Below are 18,711 nucleotides of genomic sequence, written 5' to 3'. Positions count from 1 at the left end.
GACCATTTTATTAATGTTATTTTAGCCTAAAATGTAGCCAAATAATGCCAAAGATTTTATTAATTGAAGATGATATTTCATTCTGCAAACTATTAGAAAAATTTCTAACTAAAAATAATTATACCGTAACTACTTCATTTTCTGCTGCAGAAGCAAGAAGTGCTGTGAAAAAGGAAAATTTTGATTTGGTTCTAACTGATTTGCGTTTGCCTGATGATGATGGGATAGGATTGATGACGGAAATAAAAGCGACATTTCCTAATGTTCCTGTAATTCTAATGACGGGATATTCTGATGTTAATACTGCTGTAAAAGCAATAAAAAACGGTGCTTCGGATTATATTTCAAAACCATTTAACCCTGATGAAGTGCTAATTGTTATTACAAATGCACTACAATCTTCAAGTGTTGCTACTCCAATAGAAAAGAAAATACCTAAACCCAAGTCAAACTCTGATGAGGAATATGTTAAAGGGATATCTAAAGCTTCAATTAAATTAGCAGAATATATTAAATTAGTAAGCCCCACTGATATGTCTGTGCTAATTATTGGCGAAAGCGGAACCGGAAAAGAAATCATCGCTAAGAGTATTCACCAACAAAGCCTTCGTAAGGATAATAATTTCATCGCGGTAGATTGTGGTGCAATTCCAAAAGAATTGGCTGCAAGTGAGTTTTTCGGACATTTAAAAGGTTCGTTTACTGGAGCGATTTCTGATAAGATTGGTTATTTTGAAGCAGCAAATGGCGGGACAGTTTTTCTAGATGAGATAGGTAATTTATCCTACGAAAACCAAATTCAGTTATTAAGGGCTTTACAAGAACGCAAGATTAAACCAGTAGGAAGTAACAAGGAGATAAAAGTGGATATCCGAATTCTAACAGCTACAAATGAAGATTTAAGAGAAGCGGTTAAAAACGGCGATTTTAGAGAAGATTTGTACCATAGAATCAATGAGTTTTCTATTCACTCGCCTGCACTTTCAGAGCGTGAGGAAGATTTGATGGTGTTTGCAGAATTTTTTCTTCAAAAAGCAAACGACCAATTAAACAAAGATGTACTAGGTTTTTCACCAGAAGTAGTTGCCATTTTTCAAAAATATCCATGGCCCGGAAACCTACGTGAACTTCAAAATTGTGTTAAAAGGGCAACGTTATTGACACAAACTGATTTTATAGAAAGTAATGTTTTGCCTGTTGAATTTTTTCAAAAAACAACAAGTACTAACGGAGATTTTTCTTTATCGGTAAATGAAAAAGAAGCGATTCTAAATGCATTAGATAGAACAAATAACAATAAGTCCGAAGCTGCAAAATTGCTCAAAATCACGCGTAAAACATTATATAATAAATTGAAATTGTACGATCTTAATTAATAGTACTTTTGATTGCTGCGATCAATAAATCAATATCTTTTTTCACATTTTTAAATAGCTTTTCTAAAGTTTTTTTGTCGTAATCGTTCGATTCTATGTCGTTTAATACTAGAGCTATTTTTGTGGCTTCTATTTGTTTGAACATAGGCGCCATTTTATGTGCTGTAGCTTTTACGGTTACAAAATCACTTGTGTTTATCGCTTCCTTTAGAATTATAATATTACTTGCTGTTGATTCTATAAAAGAGAATAAAATACTTTTTACGGCTTCATTATCATTTCCTAAAAAGGATTCTAAAGAGGCAATAGTAAATAATTCAGTAGCGTTTTTTATTATTTTACTTTCGTCTTGAAAGGGGATTTCTTGTTTATTGAATATTGCTTCTATCGTTGCTAAAAGCGTCTTGGTTGAAAATGGTTTTTTAATAACTGTAGTAAACCCCGCTTCTTCATAGACGCTTAGGTCTAAATCGCTGCGACCTGTAACGGCTACGATGGGTTGGTTGTTATAGATTTGAGTTTCTTGTATCGCTTTTGCGAAAGCAAAACCATCCATAATAGGCATTTGAATATCGCTAATGATTAAATCAAATGGAGTGTTTTGAACTGTTTTTAATGCTTCTTGAGCATTGTTGTAAGCCAAAACAGTATAGCCTTTTTGTTTCAAGACTTCCGTACTCAACGTTAATAAATCCTTGTCATCATCAACTACAATTATAGTTTTATCAGTACTACTGTTGCTAGTTTTAATGACTTCGTCTTCTTCTATTTCAGGAATTTCAGATCCATAATATAAAGGCAAAGTTATTTCAAATGTGCTTCCTTGGTTTGAGCTTTCTTTTAAACGTAGTTCACCGCCTAGTATGGCAATTATTCTTTTAGAAATAGCTAGGCCTAAACCAGTTCCGCCATATTCTTTTTCAATGTTTTCGTTGGCTTGAGCAAATTCTTCAAAAACCAATTCTTGACTATCAGCTTCAATACCTATTCCGGAATCCTCAATGGTTATAACAAGCTGGGCATTATTTTGTTTAACAGCAGCATTAATTTTTATATGGCCATTTTCGGTGAATTTATAAGCATTCCCTATCAAATTAATGAGGACTTGTTTTAATCGAAAAGGATCACCAATAATCGGTTTTTCTAAAGCGTGATCGGCTGTTACTGTTAGTACAATGTCTTTCTCCGTGAAAACAGATTGTATGTTTTTTGCAATCTCATCAATGGTTTGAGGAAGTAAAAAACTTATTTTTTCGATAGCAATTTTTCCAGCTTCAATTTGTGAAAACTCTAGTAAATCTTGCACTAATCGCGAAATATATTCAGAAGAATTTCTTATGTTTTGAGTATAATAATCTTGTTTTTTTGTTAAGCTAGAAGTTGACAAAAGTTCGGTATAACCCATGATGGTGCTTAGCGGTGTTTTTAAATCATGGCTAACGGTCGAGATTAAATGCTCTCTACTTTTTAATAAATTTTTAGTTTTGAAATTAGCAATTTCTAGTTGCTTTTTATAAGATTGTGTTTTAGAAAAATCACTGGTAATCAAAATAGAAAAGAAAATCGTCAATAACAGACCTATTGCAGCAGCAGCAGTTACAATTTGATTGATTTTTTTAAGCGATTTTTCCTTTTCAGTATTATTTTGAACCGAATAAACAATGATTTCTCGCTCAATAATTCGGAGTACTTTACGTAGCTGTTCTGAAATTAAAATCTCGTTTTTAAGCAGTTTGTTCTCTTGAAGATTTACAGATTCTTTCTTTTTTTCCGCTTCTTTCTTTACCTTACTAAGGAGTCTTTTTGAAGCTGATAAAATGGAGTCAGTAGCTTTTTTTGTTAGTGTATTGGTACTGTCATCAGGAATATTCTGATTAAGATAATCCACATATTTTTGTAAAACATTACGTTGATAACTACCTAATTGTTTGGGGTTTTTAGTGAAATCTCTCAATTCTAGTTTTCGCAATGAAAACTCTAATTTTGTAAGTTCGTCAATAGCGTTATTGACAGAGGCTTCATCACTTTCTTTACTCTTTATGGCTTTTAGTTGCCTAATGTTATTGTTTTTTTCAGAGAGTAAAATATTGACACTATCTAATAATTGAATTTGATAGTTGGTAGAAACTAATTTTTTTAAAGAATCTACTCTTATCAACAATGAATCCGATTGAACGATGTAGTTCTTAAAATCTTCTTCTGAATTTGTTTGAATTGTCTTTCGAGCTAAACCTTCTGTTTTATAAACATTTGTGAAGAGCTTTGTAATCTTTAAAACTTTGCTTTTTTCAAAGGCAATCTTTTTTTCAATATTGGTATAAACAACATTTTCTGAATATAAAATCCATCCCACACTAATCACTAATGCCGCTAGGACAAGATAACTAATGAAAACTTTTACAGGAATATTACTGCTCTTATTTCCCATTTTTTTAAATTAGTGCGGGGTAGATTTAAATTGTATTATTTTTTTAAGTATTTAAGGCTTATTCGATTGCTACTGCTTTATCACTTAATGATTAAGGAAGTAGTGTTTCAATTAACTTAAACGCCTAATTTTTTAGAAATGTCAGAAGGAATTCCTGCTTTGTTTACCATAAAAGAAGTTGTTTTGTATTTAACAAAATTTTTAGTCACATATAAATACCCTTTGTAATCATTTGTAGCTCCCCAAGAGTTTTTAACAATATAATATTCTTTTCCAGTTTGGTCTTTGGCAAGTCCTACAATGTGCATCGCGTGATCATCTGTAGTTTGGTAGTTGTCAAAAGCTTTTTGACGCAATTCTTCAGTGATTTCTAATTCTGGTTTAGGGCCATTGAACATGTTTTCTTTTTCGTCTGTTGTCATGTCTTCAAACTTTTTAGTAGGAACATAAGCAACACCGTTTTTCCAGCTAAAACTTTTTTCACTAACATCAGATGCCCACGCCACAGTAAAACCGCTTTTTAATGCGTTATCAATAATTGCAGTCATGTCATTCATTTTTACGTTGTAGACTAAATCAAATGACCAGTTGTCAGGAACCATCATCATTGTTTTAGCATAGTAAGGCTCAGTTGAATAAGAAGCAAACTCAACATATTCATCAGGATTAATACCAACTACTTCTTTAGCAAAAGTTTGTGGGGTATAATTTTTTCCTTTATAATCAAAGTTTTTCGGAACTTCTCCTAAGTAAGAATCGATAACTGCTGCGTATGCTTTTTCCCAATTTGGAGTAAGTTCGCCATTTGGATTTTTTACAACCGCTGCTAATAATGCTTCGGTGATACCTGACATTTCAGCAAATTTATTTTTTGTAGTACCGTAATTTAATCCGCTATACACTGATTGGGGTACCGCTCCGTATTTTCTAAACATGTTTGTTACATCATGTAATTCTCCTCCGTCTCCTAACGTTACGGCTCCATGCATGCGCACATAATTTTTACCTTTTTCAACATAAGCATTACGTGCCGAAAAAACTTGTGAAAGTTCAACGGGTTGTTTTCCTTGTCGAATCATTTCCGACTCTAAATAAGAATTAGTAGAGTAGCTCCAGCAAGTTCCTGATGAACCTTGATTCTTTACTGAAGTGTTTGCAAGATTGATAACATCTGTAAAATTGAAGCTTTCAGCACTTTTTGCGCTGATGTTTACTTTTAAGGAATTTACTAATCCGTCTTGTGCTGAAACAGTGCTCATACTTAACACCAATGCTGATGCGATGAACAAGTTTTTTATTGGAAATTTATACATGTATTGTTATTTAAATTTTATTATTGGTTTAACAAAAGCCAATATTGTTACATTATCGGCTTGACTTTAACATTTCATAGTGTACTACAATGTTTCTTTTAGCCATTTAAAGAATTCTTTTTGCCATACTTGTGCATTTTGTGGTTTTAAAACCCAGTGGTTTTCTTCTGGAAAATATAAAAATCTACTTTTTATACCACGCAATTGTGCTGCTTGAAATGCTTCTTGTCCTTGCCCTATTGGTACTCTAAAATCCTTACCTCCTTGGATAATTAAAATAGGAGTATTCCATTTATCCACTAATGAAATTGGGTTAAAAATAGTATATGTTTTTTGAGCAACCGCATTGTCTTTTTCCCAGTAAGCACCACCAAAATCCCAGTTGTTAAAGAAAACTTCTTCAGTAGTACCAAACATACTTTGCGTATTAAAAACACCATCGTGAGCGATAAATGTCTTGAAACGGTTGTTGTGAATTCCGGCTAAATAAAATGCAGAATAACCACCATAACTAGCACCTACACATCCTAAACGGCTTTTGTCAACATAGCTTTCTTTGCTTACATCATCAATTGCTGATAAATAATCGTCCATTACCTGGCCACCCCAATCTTTACTGATTGCTTCATTCCATTCTACTCCGTGTCCTGGCATTCCACGACGGTTAGGTGCTACAACAATATACCCGTTTGCTGCCATTAATTGAAAATTCCAACGGAAAGAATAAAATTGTGTCAAAGCACTTTGTGGTCCACCTTGACAATATAAAAGTGTAGGGTATTTTTTTGTTGCATCAAAATTAGGAGGTAAAATCACCCAAACTAGCATTTTTTTACCATCGGTAGTTGTTATATATCTTCTTTCGGTTTTGCTTAACGCCAAAGAGCTGTAAACTTCAGTATTTACATTCGTGATTTGTTTCCAAGTATTTTTCTTTAGATCATATGAAAAAATCTCAGCAGCATGATTCATGTCGCCTCTTGTTACTAGAACATTGTTACCTGAGAAACCAATAATTTCATTTACATCAAAATCACCGTTAGTGACTTGATTTACCATGATGGCTATTTTTGTCAATCCAGGAAAATTTACTTCAAATAATTGTTTTGTTCCGTCAACTGCAGCAATAAAATAGATTTTTTTACCATCAATACTCCATTTAAAACTATCTACAGTTCCGTCCCAGTTTGCAGTGAGGTTCATTTTTATGCCTTTAAAATCAACAATTATGTCATTTTTATCCGCTTCATACCCGTCACGTTTCATTTGTAAATAAGTAAGATTTCCAGAAGGCGAAAATTGTGGCGCAGTATCATAACCTAGGTTTTCTTCAGTTCTATTTACTGTTTTTCCTGTTTCAAGATTGTATTCAAAAATATTTGTATTGGTAGAAATGGCATATTGAGTTCCTGCTTTTTTCTTTGATACATAAAAAATACTTTTACTATCTGGTGACCAAATGTAATCTTCGTCACCTCCAAAGGGTTTTTGCGGACTATCGTATGCTTCGCCTTTTAAAATATCAATTCCGGTTGCATCGGTTTTTGTTTCTTTGTAAAATACGTGGTTGAATTTACCTTCATTCCAAGTATCCCAATGACGGTAATCTAAGCCATCATAAATTTGTACTTCTGATTTTTCTAATTCGGGATAAAAATCTTTTCCGTTAACGTTGTTGATTTTTACCTCTTCATTATAAACTAGGTATTTGGAGTCGGGCGAAATATTTTTGTCGGCAACCAGACCTTCATAGTCTTTTACTTCGGTTGCATTTCCACCATTTACGGGAACGGTATAGTATTTTGAAGAAGATTTATTCTCTTCAATAGAAGGAGTGGTTACCTTATAAACGATATTTTTACTGTCTTTTGAAATGCCTAAAGGAGATACCCTCCCTAATTTCCAGAGTAATTCTGGAGACATAACGTTTTGGCTAATTGCGCTTAAACTCATCATTGTTAGTGTTGTAAGAAGAATTTTTTTCATGAAAATAAAATTATTTTTGGATTTTAAAAGTACAATTTTATTCTAAAATGGAGTGGGAGATTTTGTTAACTATTTCTAAATGTTATTTTATTCATTTAAAATATTATTTTTATAAAAAATTAAAGCATGCAACTAAGCTATTGGGAGTTAAAAAATTGGTTTTCTAATGTTGATTATACAGTTGTAGGAAGCGGAATTGTAGGTTTACATGCTGCATTGCGCTTGCGCGAAAGATTTCCAGATAGTAAAATTCTAGTTCTTGAAAAAGGGATGTTACCACATGGAGCGAGTACTAAAAATGCTGGTTTTGCTTGTTTTGGAAGCCTGTCAGAAATTATAGAGGATCTAAAATCACATACTGAACAAGAGGTAGTTTCTCTTATTGAAAAACGTTGGCAAGGATTACAGTTGTTAAGAAAAAGATTAGGTGATGCTGTGATAGATTTCAAACCATATGGAGGTTATGAGCTTTTTTTAAACAAAGATGAAAGCTCTTACACGGAATGTATGAGCAAGTTGCCTTTTATAAATGAGATTTTAAAGCCCTTATTTAAGACCGCTGTTTTTGCAAAAGAAGTTGATCGTTTTGATTTTAAAGGGATTCATGAATATTTAATTTTTAATCCGTTTGAAGCGCAAATTGATACTGGAAATATGATGCAAGCATTGTTGAAAAACGCTTACGCAGAAAATATTTTGATATTAAATCAACAAGCGGTTACTTCATTTCTAGAAAAAGGAAATGGTGTAGAAGTTGTTTTAGGAGATTTTAGTTTTATTTCAAAAAAAGTGTTGTTTGCAACGAATGGTTTTTCGAGCCAAATTACAAACGGGGCTGTCAAACCAGCAAGAGCGCAAGTTTTAATTACGGATCCTATAGCGAATTTAGACATAAAAGGCACTTTCCATTTAGATCGTGGCTATTATTATTTTAGAAATATAGGCGATAAAATACTATTGGGTGGCGGTAGAAACTTGGATTTTGATACTGAAACTACAACTGAATTTGCGCAAACGGAAATTATTCAAAATAAATTGGAACAGTTATTAAAAGAAGTAATTTTGCCAAACCAAGATTTTAAAGTTGCACACAGATGGAGCGGTATCATGGGAATTGGAAACAGTAAAAATCCTATTGTCTCACAATTGTCTGAAAATGTTTATTGCGGTGTGCGATTAGGAGGAATGGGAGTGGCAATAGGAAGTTTAATAGGAAAAGAATTAGCAGATTTAATATAATGGGGATAAAAACTACACCAACAAAGAACATCAAAAAGAAACCAATTAAAAAAACTACAAAGAAAAATGAGGGGAGTTTTATGAGTAAAGTAATGAAGTTTATTTTTAAAATAGTGCTTTACTTTATAGCAGTGTCATTGTTTTTTGTAGTTCTTTATAAATTTGTTCCTGTTCCTTTTACTCCATTGATGGCTATACGGGCAATTGAACATAAAAAAGCAGATAAGGAAGCAATATGCAGCCATGACTGGGAGCCTCTAGAAAATATTTCTATTAATTTACAAAAAGCGGTTATTGCGAGCGAGGACGGAATGTTTTTGTCACACAATGGTTTTGATTTTGGAGCCATGCAAAAAGCTTATAAAAGCAACTCACGTGGTCGAAAAATTAAAGGCGGGAGTACGATTTCACAACAAACAGCAAAAAACGTTTTTCTATGGCAAGGTCGTAGTTATTTACGTAAAGGGCTCGAAGCTTATTTTACAGTTTTAATTGAGCTCATTTGGGGTAAAGAGCGCATCATGGAAGTTTATTTGAATAGTATAGAAATGGGGGATGGTGTTTATGGTGCCCAAGCAGCGGCTCAACATTGGTACCGAAAAGATGCGGCTAATTTAACACCAATACAAGCTGCAGGAATAGCTGCAATTTTACCAAGTCCAAGACGATTTACAGCCACAAGTTCTTCTAGTTATATTAATAATAGAAAAAAGAAGATAATGCGTGTCATGAGAACAGTAGGTAAAATCAATTATTAGATGGGTTTTAAAAACAGTTATATTATATTATTTTTTCTCTTAACTGCTCAAGTTTGGAGTCAAAATAGTGGGTCTGAATTCGGAATTATAACCGATAATGATTTGTACACGTCGTCTAAGTATGATATGTATTATACAAATGGCTTAGAGCTTTTTTATAAATATGTATCTAAAAACCAAAATTCTAAAATCCATAAAAAAACAACCGAGTTTAGAGTAGGGCAATATATTTATACGCCAAGATTTATAAATACGCCTGAGAAAGAAATAATGGATAGGCCGTATGCGGGTTATCTTTTTGGAGAGTTTGGAAAAACCTTTTTTTATAAAAACGAGTCGGTTTTAAAAATGGATTTGCGTTTAGGCTATTTAGGTCAAAATGCTTTTGGGCAAGAAACTCAAAAATCCTTTCACGATTTAGTGGGATATAAAGAAGTATTTGGTTGGGAATATCAAATTCAGAATGCACTTGCGATTCAAACACATTTTTTATTTTCAAAAAAGCTTTTTTCAAGTGTAAAAAGTGATTTTGTTGATTTTCATTTTCGATCAGAAGCAAGTTTAGGGACGATTTTCACTGGAGTTACTACTGGTTTTGTTAGTAGAATAGGTTTTAAAAAGTTGGCTCCCGTTTATAATTCTAATTTATACGGTGGCGCTGTAGGTAGTGCTGAAAGTGAATTTTACTTTTATATTGCACCTAGTATTAATTATCAACTGTATGACGCCACCATTCAAGGTAGCCTTTTTAATGATAATAGTCCAGTTACATTTAAGTTAGTGCCTTTACGTTTCAATGGAGAAGCGGGTTTTAAATACAGAAAAAACAAACTCAACCTTTCGTATGTTTTTATGTATCGCGGTCGCGAATTGCATCATCCTACAAATTCGGGCTATTTTTACGGCTCTATTGGAGTTTCGTATTTGCTAAAGTAATTTAAGATCCTAATTAAATAAGAATTCATGCCAATAGAAAATATTCCTGAAATCTATATAAAAGAGAAAGAAGTAAATGAAGGCTTACTCGTGTATGATTTTAAAATGACGAGTGATGTTGTAAAAAGCAAAGTAAACTTGAGCATGAACATGTTCAGCTTTTTGCAAGTAGGGAAGAAGCAGGTCCATTTTGGGGATACTTCAATTGCGGTCAACAGCCAGCAATCGCTACTATTAAAAAAGGGAAACTGGTTGTGGACTGAATTATTAGACACAGAAACGATTTATTACTGCAAGCTGTTCTTTTTTTCAGAACACCAACTTTTAAAATTTTTAAAAAAGCATACTAAAAATACACAGCCGTACACAAACGAGGTAGCCTACTTTGTTATAGAGAATGATGATTATATAGGGTCGTTCTTGAATTCGCTTTCTATTCTTCATCTGGATAATTCAGCGTATAGTGCTAATTTATTAGAGATAAAATTTGAGGAAATCATGCTGTACCTTTTGGCGAAGTACAAAGGGGCATTTGAAGATTTCTTACATTCTTTGATCTCTAATGAAGTTTCGCCATTTAAAAATGTGATAGAGAGTAACGTTTATTCGAACCTAAAACTAGAAGAGATTGCGTTTTTATGCAATATGAGTTTGTCTACCTTCAAGCGTCATTTTACCTTAGAATATAAAGAAGCACCTGGAAAGTGGTTGCAAGACAAGCGTCTTCAAAGAGCCAAAGATTTATTGCAAGAAGGAGTCTTAAAACCTTCAGACATTTATTTAGACGCGGGTTATAACAACCTGTCTAACTTTAGTATAGCCTTCAAAAATAAATTTGGAATAAGTCCAGTGGATATTTTGCAATAGCGCGATTATTTTTAAAGCACTGAAAAACAATTAAATACTAATTTTATTCGAATAAAAAGTAGCTTAGTTGGACTTTTTGGACTGTTTTCATAAGTTTTTGAACCGTATTGGTAATTAAATTGGTTTTGTGTATTGATACCTTTGCCTTGTAATTAAAACAAAGCGTTTTTAAAACGATTATAACAAATTAAATACAAACAGATATGGCAAATGTAACAAAACCGGACTTTAAAGAAAGATACGGAAATTTTATTGGAGGTAAATTTGTTGATCCAGTTAAAGGACAATATTTTGATAATATTTCACCAGTAGATGGTAAAGTATTTACGCAAGCAGCACGTTCAACACAAGAAGATATAGACTTAGCACTAGATGCTGCACACGAAGCTTTTCCGTCATGGAGTACTTCATCAGCAACAGAGCGTAGCAACGCCTTATTGAAAATCGCGCAAGTGATGGAAGATAACGCAGAATACTTAGCAACACTAGAAACAATTGACAACGGAAAACCTATTCGTGAATCACGTGCAGCAGATATTCCTTACTGTGTAGATCACTTCCGTTATTTTGCAGGAGTAATTCGTGCAGACGAAGGATCAATCGCTGAGCATGATAAAAACACAGTGAGTATCGTTATACACGAGCCTATTGGAGTAGTGGGAGAAATCATTCCATGGAATTTCCCAATGTTAATGTTAGCTTGGAAAGTAGCACCGGCATTAGCTGCAGGATGTACTGCAGTGGTAAAACCAGCGGAACAAACACCTACAAGTGTGATCATGTTAATGGAATTAATTGGAGACTTATTGCCTCCAGGAGTTTTAAACATTGTAACAGGTTTTGGTGCAGAAGCAGGTCAAGCACTAGCAACTTCAAAAAGAATTGCTAAATTATCTTTTACAGGTTCAACAGCAACAGGACAGAAAGTATACCACAATGCAGCCGAAAACATTATTCCCGTAACAATGGAATTAGGAGGTAAATCACCTAATATTTTCTTCCCATCTGTAGCAGCTCATGATGATGATTTCTTTAGTAAATCAATCGAAGGAGCGTTAATGTTTGCTTTAAATCAAGGGGAAATTTGTACAGCTCCAACAAGAATTTTAGTACATGAAGACATCGTTGATCTTTTTATCGAAAAAATGAAAGTGAGACTAAAAGCAATCAAAACAGGAAATCCTTTGGATCCAGAGACAATGATTGGTTCTCAAGTATCTAAACCACAATACGAAAAAATCCTTAACTATATCAACATTGGTAAAGAAGAAGGTGCTGAAGTAATTGCTGGTGGTGGAGCAGGAAACTATGAAGGAGAACTTTCTGAGGGGTACTATATCCAACCTACAGTTCTTAAAGGAAATAACAAAATGCGTATCTTCCAAGAAGAGATTTTTGGACCAGTTGTAGCATTAACTACATTCAGTACTACTGAAGAAGCAATCGAAATCGCAAACGATACTCCTTACGGATTAGGAGCAGGAGTTTGGTCTCGTGATGCACATGAATTATACCAAGTGCCACGTGCTATTCAAGCAGGTAGAGTATGGGTAAATCAATACCACACTTACCCAGCGCACGCACCATTTGGTGGAGTAAAAGAGTCAGGTTTTGGACGTGAGAATCACAAAATGGCGTTAGACCATTACCGTGTTGTAAAAAACATGTTGATCTCATACGATAAAAAACCAATGGGTTTCTTTTAATCTAAAAGAACTCAGATACATTTTAAAACCCCGGATATTCCGGGGTTTTTTTGTTGCAACTATTTTTGTTTTACGGCTATAAACCGCTAAAGTTTTCTTAAAGATTGCGCCAGTGTTGCAGTCAAAAAAAGGATATTTTGTAACTTAGTATTATAGGCTAATACGCTAATTTAATTTGATAATCATTAAGTTATGCTGAGGTTGATAGATAAAATTAATAATGAAAAACTAGTAGTTATCGAATGTTGTTCTTGTTGTTAAATTAACCACAAATACATTGAACGGAGCGATACTAGTAGTAGAAAAATAGAAAATATGAGCAGAGGATTTGTAAAAGAAAACGACCAAGAAGAAATTCCAATGGTTCCACCCAGAGCTGATTTACCTGACGGAATGGTGAACTACGTAACGCAAAACGGAATGGACGAATTACTTCTGGAAAAAGAAACGTTGTTACACGAAATAGAAACAGTAGCAAACACAGATGAAAACGAAAGGCGCATTGCAGTAAATTATATAAATGCCAAAATACAATTGCTGAATCAAAGAATCGCCACAGCAAAAGTGGTTGACTTAAGCAAGCAACCGCATGACGAAATACGATTTGGTGCCCTCATAAACATGCAAATAGGCTCCGATAAAAAGATTCAAAAGTACCAGATAGTAGGAGTAGACGAAGCGAATATCGCCAAAGGCAAGATTTCGTTTATCTCACCCATAGCAAGAATCTTAATTAATAAAAAAGTAGGTGCTGTAGCCGTGTTGAAATTAGCTACAGAAGATAGGGAGTTTAAGATTTTGGGTATTGAGTATTGAAAGTAATACCATAGTTTATATTACATAGTGTTTCTAGGCTAGAAACATTATTTATAGAACAAAGATCATCTGTTAAAGAAAGCAATGATTTGATTAATCAAAAACTACATCTTCGGGAACCATTTCCGCTACGTTTAGAGTAGGTAAGATATATTTATTAAAGATGGTTCCTTCAGTTTTTGAATGCAATATACCTCGTGCCGTACCTACTGTTAACATGGCCATGTGTGCGACAAAACCTTTTGGAAGAATAATTTTATCATTTGATTGTAAACTTTCCCAAGTAGCCTTTTCAATATTAAAAAAGCAAGTCACTTGCGTCGCCATAAATGGCTTTTTCTTCATCTCAAATGTAAATTTTAAACTTACTGAAAAAGCTTCCTCTTCTACATTCAAGCCAAAAGACATATTTGTACTAAGGTTTACATTGCCCTTGTCAAGATGGTTTTCTTCAAACAAAGCAAACTGATCTGTTCTTATTTTAACTAAGTTAAAAGTAAGGCTTACGTTATTATCTGCCATTATCCTACTTTTGGGTATTTGATTGCTTGAGTAAAATTATTGTAAACTACATTCATTTGGACTCCCTTTTTTTGTCTGAAATTATCTGAAAAAGTAAAATCGGCTACATCATTATTAATTAACTCATTGGTTAATGTTTTTTCAACTGATCTAACTTGAGTTGCATTTATTTTTATTTCGCTTACTGGATTATAACTTATAATCTCCATCAACGAAATTCCCAAAGCATCTTCCAATTTTCCAACGGTCTCAAAGGTTAGATTTTGTTTTCCTTTGATGATCTTATTCACTTGTTGTGCAGAAACATTCATTTTTTTTGCTAGATCTTTTTGAGACATTCCTTTGTGTTTCAATGCCTCTAGAACAGTTGTCGCAACATTGAATGAGTGATCTATCCATTTTTTATTGGCTTTGTATTGAGCCAACTTTGAAAGGAAATTAGAAGGCTTGTCGCTTACTAATTTTTCAAATTTGTCTAATCTTTCGTTTAGTTCCATATATTAAATTTCATACACTTCAAAATCATCCTGATCTAGAATTCCTTCTTCAATAAGATAATATTTAATGTCTTCTAATTTTTGTTTTTCTTTGAGTAAGTGTGTGCTTTCCTTCATTGTTTCCACTAACTTTATTGCTCCGCCAGTAACAAGAAATGTATTTGGTCCAATTTTAATTGCGTACATACGCAACCATTTTTTCCTAATTGGTGTTTTCGCTTTGACTAGTTGCAGTTCTTTATGTGTGTATTCTAAATTGTGTAAAGGATGAAATGCTTTTGAAAGAGTGTCGCTTCCTTTTTTTGTTCCAGAGGCTGCCAAACTTTCAAGTTGGTAAAATAATGCTTCAGCTTCTTCTTTAGTATAATTAATTGCTTGTTGTATGCTGATTGCTTTTCCATAATAACCACTATTTAAATCGTCTTGATGTAAAGTGAAAAAATCATATAAATACTGAGGATCTAACAACCATTGCTCCATACACTTGGTTACTTCATCTTCAAGCTCACCATCTAAGTGAATTGAAAACAACCCCTCTCGCTTACTTTCTTGGACAAATATAGGGACTATTTTCATTAAATCAACTTATAGGTTTATTTTTTAGTAAAAATATATGATTTATCTAACATATTGAAACTTTTTTATCAACAGTTAAAAGAAGAAAGACCTAGCTTAAACTATTTTCAAAAGCATATTTCAATAGATTATAGAGACATTATGTTGATTACTTCTTTTACTTCGAACTCTAAACCCAATTGCTAAGATTATGTCTAGGGCATAAAAAATAACGTCATAATTCTTACCATCTGTAGCAGTTGTTAAGTAATCCTTAATAACTGAATTTTGATGTAACTCACCTTCTTTCAGTATGTTTTTGATGTGCATACTAATATTAGGAATTGAGGTGTCAAAAAGTTCTGCTAATTGGTTTTGGTTCATCCAAATAGTACCATCTTTAGAATATAAACTTACGGCTGATTTACCATCTTGTGTGTTGTAAATAATGATATTTTGCTCGTTTTGTTTCATTTGTTTTGTTTGTTTACAATTGTCTTTAACTATTCTCTACGATGGCTATTTCCTCTGCTGTTAAACCATACAACTCATACACCATGGCATCGATCTCTCGATCAGTAGCGTCTATTTGTTTTTTAAGAGTTTGAGCTTCTGCTTTTTTAGTTTCAAATACTTCCATCCAATCCATTTCGTCGAGTTTGGATAACTCTTTAATGGTAGGTTGTCCGCTTTTAATGGCTTCTTTGTTGATGACAGTAATGGCCTTGCTGATTTCTTTTACAAATTCTCCAAATTCTAACCCGTACCAATTTTCAAGTTTTCTAGTTAGTTTTTTAATAGCAAATTTGGATTCTAGGTATTTGGTGAATTTTGAGTTTTTATCTTGTAATTTTTCATTCAATGATAGTATTAAATCTGCTTTTGTTATAAAACTAATCTGTTCGTTTTTATTTACCTTTTTTATAGGTAAAGGATCAACATACATTATTTTTACTTGCGCAAAAACCTTTCCTCCTTCATTCACACTAGATTCATATAAAAATTTTAAAAGCTTACTGTTTAAAAGTGTAAGTACATATTTTAAATCGTAATTATTATCTAATAGCAATCCATTATGAACAGTGTCTAAAGTATAATATTGCTCATTGTCTAACATACAAATTGGAAAGGATGCAGTTTGTCTTAACAAAATTTTTGATGCTACTTCATAAATTTCTCTCTTACGTGGCCTATGTAATAGTTTTGTATCATAGATAATTAATTGGCTTGTTGGTTTCAAATTATATCTATTAAAATCACTTCCTGTTAAAACTTTCTCGGTTACTTCTGAAGGAACTTCGGTTAAATATTTACTATTACCCCCTGTTATAATACCTTGATTGAAATTTATGATTTTAGAAAGCTGGACAGTATCTTTCGATACTTTTTTGATCAATTTATCATTTACAGTAATTAGCATTGATAAATCCTCATTTTTAAATATATTTGAAACACTAAAATTATCTTCAGTATAAATAAAACTTTCGAATGAAATAATATTTGAAATTTGTTTAAAAATATAATTTTCTTCAACAATGTTTTGAAGAATTAAAATAATAGAATCTACTGCTGCATCCTGAAAAACCATAACACCTTTAAAGTCAATTAGCTCTATGATTTTAGAATTTTCGATAATATATTTTCTAGCTTCTTTGTAATATTTATTTTTTAGAATTGTGTAAGGAGTAACAAATCCTAAAAGGCCTTTCTTATTTAAGATCGAGATTCCTTTTTCATAAAATATTGGATATAAATTTATCCTCCCAAATGCTGATTGATATTTTTTCTCTAAATACTTTTTATCAATTTCGTCTATGTACTCTGTGGGTACATATGGCGGATTACCAATAATCACATCAAAACCACCTTGCTCAAATACGTTAGGAAATTGTTCTTTCCAATTAAAGGCTTTGTCACCTGCAACAGCTTTGCTTTCGATTAAACTATTTCCACATTTAATATTACTGTTTAAGTTATTCAGTTTACGTCGTGGTTGCGCAGTACGTAACCACAGCGATAACTTGGCGATTTCTACACTTTCCTCGTTAAGGTCTACACCAAAAATATTATTTTCTAGAATGGTATTTTCTATATCACTAAAGACCAAACCTCCTCCTAAAATTTTAGCTTTTAGTTCGTCTATGTAATTGTGCTCTTTTATTAAAAAATCTAACGCTTGGTTCAAGAACGCGCCACTACCACAGGCGGGATCGCAAATGGTTAATTGTAGCAACCATTCTCTATACACATCTAAAGTTTCAACTAACTTTACAATCGTATTTTGCTGGCGGTTTTTTCTGCCCTTAAAATATTCTTCTTCTTTAAAACCTAGTTCATTTTTCTTTTCGTCGCACAATTTACCAATCGTATTCTCTACTATGTATTTGGTAATGTATTTTGGGGTGTAAAAAACACCATCTTTTTTACGTTTACTTGTTTGTTTATCAAAATCACCGCCTTCAATTTCGGCATTTACGCTCTCAATTTCGTTAAGTGAGTTTTCAAAAATATGTCCTAGTATATTAACATCCACTTGACTTTCAAAATCGTATGATGCTAATGTTTGCGTATGCTTGAATAATAAGTCGTTGTCAATTTCTAATTTGTCCAGTAGTGTATCTTCCTTAAACAAACCACCGTTGTAGGCATAAATCTCAGCTCTATTTGTTGTTCCTTGTCTTCCGGTGTCAAGAAATTTAAAATACTGCTTGAACATATCGTAAAGCGGTCTTTCGTCACCAAAATCAACATCCGCTTTCCATTTGTTTAGGATTTGGATCGTACTATTTGGTGGTAGCAAACCTCTGTCTTCAGCAAAAAATATAAACAAGAAACGATCTATTAATTTTTGAGATTTCTTGAATAGAGTAAGTTTCAAGTTTTTGTCTAGACGCAATTGTTCTGCCTTCGCTTCCTCATCCATTTCAGAAGCAGAAAGATCTAAAGTGCTTTTTAATTTCTTAGCATTGCGCTTTACTAAATCCCTAAACAATTCTCTCTTAAAAACAGAATAATCTTTGTAGAACTGCTTGGTTATTTGTTCTTCAACTATAATCGAAGCTTCTTTTACTTGCAAAGGGATGTTATTTAAAACATTGTCCTTTTGTAAACACAAATACAATACTTCAAAACGTTGTTCACTTAAATCAAATAAATTAAACTCTTCAAACTCGGTAGCATCATTGATATAAAACCGCAGCTTTTCATAATTAGACGTAATTACATAAACACATTCTTTTTGATTGGCTTTGTAATCAAATGCTTGTTGACGTATGCTTTCTAAATCCTTTGTTTTGGTTCCCTTCAATTCTATTACCGCAACAGCAACATCATTTTTTAGAATGGCGCCATCCGCTTTTCGAGAATTGGTTTGGTTTTTATACTCGGCTACTAAATCAAAATTGACATTGGGTTTCAAAGTATAATCTAAAACATTGACAAATAATTCTGTTAGAAAAATACCTTGGTATTCCTCTTCTTTCGAATTGCGTATGTTGTCTTGAATAATTGGGTTTAAGAAGTACTTGATATACTTTTTATATGCCTTACTTACTTTTGAGTGCTCTAATTGTTTAAGATGCTTATTAAGAACTGATTTTTGATATAATGCCATTTATTTGAAGAATGATTTTGATAGTTAAAAATAGTAATCTTTATCTTAACTTATTTTATTTAAACGTTTATTTACAAAAAAAAAGTACCCAACTTTACA

At 32.8% G+C, this 18,711-nt stretch carries 15 protein-coding genes; 7 read left to right on the top strand and 8 right to left on the bottom strand.

The features are described from left to right. Window positions 1-44: 44 nt before the first annotated feature. Window positions 45-1,376, top strand: a complete 1,332-nt coding sequence (locus HNP99_RS02610; RefSeq protein ID WP_173850966.1) for a sigma-54-dependent transcriptional regulator — start codon at window positions 45-47, stop codon at window positions 1,374-1,376. Here HNP99_RS02610 and HNP99_RS02605 read toward each other — a convergent pair. The 3 genes from HNP99_RS02605 to HNP99_RS02595 all read right to left on the bottom strand — a co-directional run bounded on the left by HNP99_RS02605 (window position 1,369) and on the right by HNP99_RS02595 (window position 7,103). Beyond that, window positions 1,369-3,804 carry a hybrid sensor histidine kinase/response regulator gene (locus HNP99_RS02605; protein WP_173850964.1) on the bottom strand — a complete coding sequence of 812 codons (2,436 nt, stop codon included), beginning with the start codon at window positions 3,802-3,804 and terminating at the stop codon, window positions 1,369-1,371. The two genes, HNP99_RS02610 and HNP99_RS02605, sit on opposite strands and share 8 nt — an antisense overlap. A 116-nt stretch (window positions 3,805-3,920) precedes the next feature. Next, on the bottom strand, window positions 3,921-5,117 hold the full coding sequence (locus HNP99_RS02600) for a C1 family peptidase (RefSeq protein WP_173850962.1): 1,197 nt from the start codon (window positions 5,115-5,117) through the stop codon (window positions 3,921-3,923). Window positions 5,118-5,201: 84 nt separating this feature from the next. After that, on the bottom strand, window positions 5,202-7,103 hold the full coding sequence (locus tag HNP99_RS02595) for a S9 family peptidase (RefSeq protein ID WP_173850960.1): 1,902 nt from the start codon (window positions 7,101-7,103) through the stop codon (window positions 5,202-5,204). A 126-nt stretch (window positions 7,104-7,229) separates the two neighbouring features. On the opposite strand from HNP99_RS02595, the gene HNP99_RS02590 reads away from it, so the two are divergent. The 6 genes from HNP99_RS02590 (at window position 7,230) to HNP99_RS02565 (ending at window position 13,425) form a co-directional block, all read left to right on the top strand. After that, window positions 7,230-8,342 (top strand): NAD(P)/FAD-dependent oxidoreductase, encoded by a 1,113-nt coding sequence (locus tag HNP99_RS02590; RefSeq protein WP_173850958.1) that lies wholly within the window; start codon window positions 7,230-7,232, stop codon window positions 8,340-8,342. After that, entirely contained in the window at window positions 8,342-9,100 is a 759-nt protein-coding gene (gene mtgA, locus HNP99_RS02585) for a monofunctional biosynthetic peptidoglycan transglycosylase (protein WP_173850956.1), read from the top strand. The genes HNP99_RS02590 and mtgA overlap by 1 nt, the downstream gene beginning before the upstream one ends. After that, a complete protein-coding gene (locus tag HNP99_RS02580; protein ID WP_173850954.1) occupies window positions 9,101-10,036 on the top strand; it encodes a lipid A deacylase LpxR family protein in 936 nt (311 codons plus the stop codon). A 27-nt stretch (window positions 10,037-10,063) separates the two neighbouring features. Further along, the gene (locus HNP99_RS02575; protein ID WP_173850952.1) at window positions 10,064-10,903 is read left to right on the top strand and encodes a helix-turn-helix domain-containing protein; all 840 of its coding nucleotides are present in this window, start codon (window positions 10,064-10,066) and stop codon (window positions 10,901-10,903) included. A gap of 203 nt (window positions 10,904-11,106) precedes the next feature. Beyond that, window positions 11,107-12,609 carry an aldehyde dehydrogenase family protein gene (locus tag HNP99_RS02570; protein WP_173850950.1) on the top strand — a complete coding sequence of 501 codons (1,503 nt, stop codon included), beginning with the start codon at window positions 11,107-11,109 and terminating at the stop codon, window positions 12,607-12,609. 315 nt (window positions 12,610-12,924) lie between these two features. After that, the gene (locus tag HNP99_RS02565; RefSeq protein ID WP_173850948.1) at window positions 12,925-13,425 is read left to right on the top strand and encodes a GreA/GreB family elongation factor; all 501 of its coding nucleotides are present in this window, start codon (window positions 12,925-12,927) and stop codon (window positions 13,423-13,425) included. A 93-nt stretch (window positions 13,426-13,518) separates the two neighbouring features. Here the strand turns inward: HNP99_RS02565 and HNP99_RS02560 are convergent, their stop codons facing one another. The 5 genes from HNP99_RS02560 to HNP99_RS02540 all read right to left on the bottom strand — a co-directional run bounded on the left by HNP99_RS02560 (window position 13,519) and on the right by HNP99_RS02540 (window position 18,612). Next, window positions 13,519-13,947, bottom strand: a complete 429-nt coding sequence (locus HNP99_RS02560) for a hypothetical protein (RefSeq protein ID WP_173850946.1) — start codon at window positions 13,945-13,947, stop codon at window positions 13,519-13,521. After that, window positions 13,947-14,444, bottom strand: coding sequence for a helix-turn-helix domain-containing protein (locus HNP99_RS02555; RefSeq protein WP_173850943.1), 498 nt, complete (start codon window positions 14,442-14,444; stop codon window positions 13,947-13,949). The genes HNP99_RS02560 and HNP99_RS02555 overlap by 1 nt, the downstream gene beginning before the upstream one ends. 3 nt (window positions 14,445-14,447) lie before the next feature. Then, window positions 14,448-15,020: a hypothetical protein gene (locus HNP99_RS02550; RefSeq protein ID WP_173850941.1), complete on the bottom strand. Its 573-nt coding sequence runs from the start codon at window positions 15,018-15,020 to the stop codon at window positions 14,448-14,450. A gap of 120 nt (window positions 15,021-15,140) precedes the next feature. Next, on the bottom strand, window positions 15,141-15,473 hold the full coding sequence (locus HNP99_RS02545) for a virulence RhuM family protein (RefSeq protein ID WP_173850939.1): 333 nt from the start codon (window positions 15,471-15,473) through the stop codon (window positions 15,141-15,143). A 25-nt stretch (window positions 15,474-15,498) separates the two neighbouring features. After that, on the bottom strand, window positions 15,499-18,612 hold the full coding sequence (locus HNP99_RS02540; protein ID WP_173850937.1) for an Eco57I restriction-modification methylase domain-containing protein: 3,114 nt from the start codon (window positions 18,610-18,612) through the stop codon (window positions 15,499-15,501). Window positions 18,613-18,711: the final 99 nt, after the last annotated feature.

Source organism: Flavobacterium gelidicaeli, assembly GCF_013294005.1.
Taxonomy (GTDB): domain Bacteria; phylum Bacteroidota; class Bacteroidia; order Flavobacteriales; family Flavobacteriaceae; genus Flavobacterium.
Note: the sequence above shows the minus strand (reverse complement) of the source record. Positions and strands in the feature narration are given on the sequence as shown.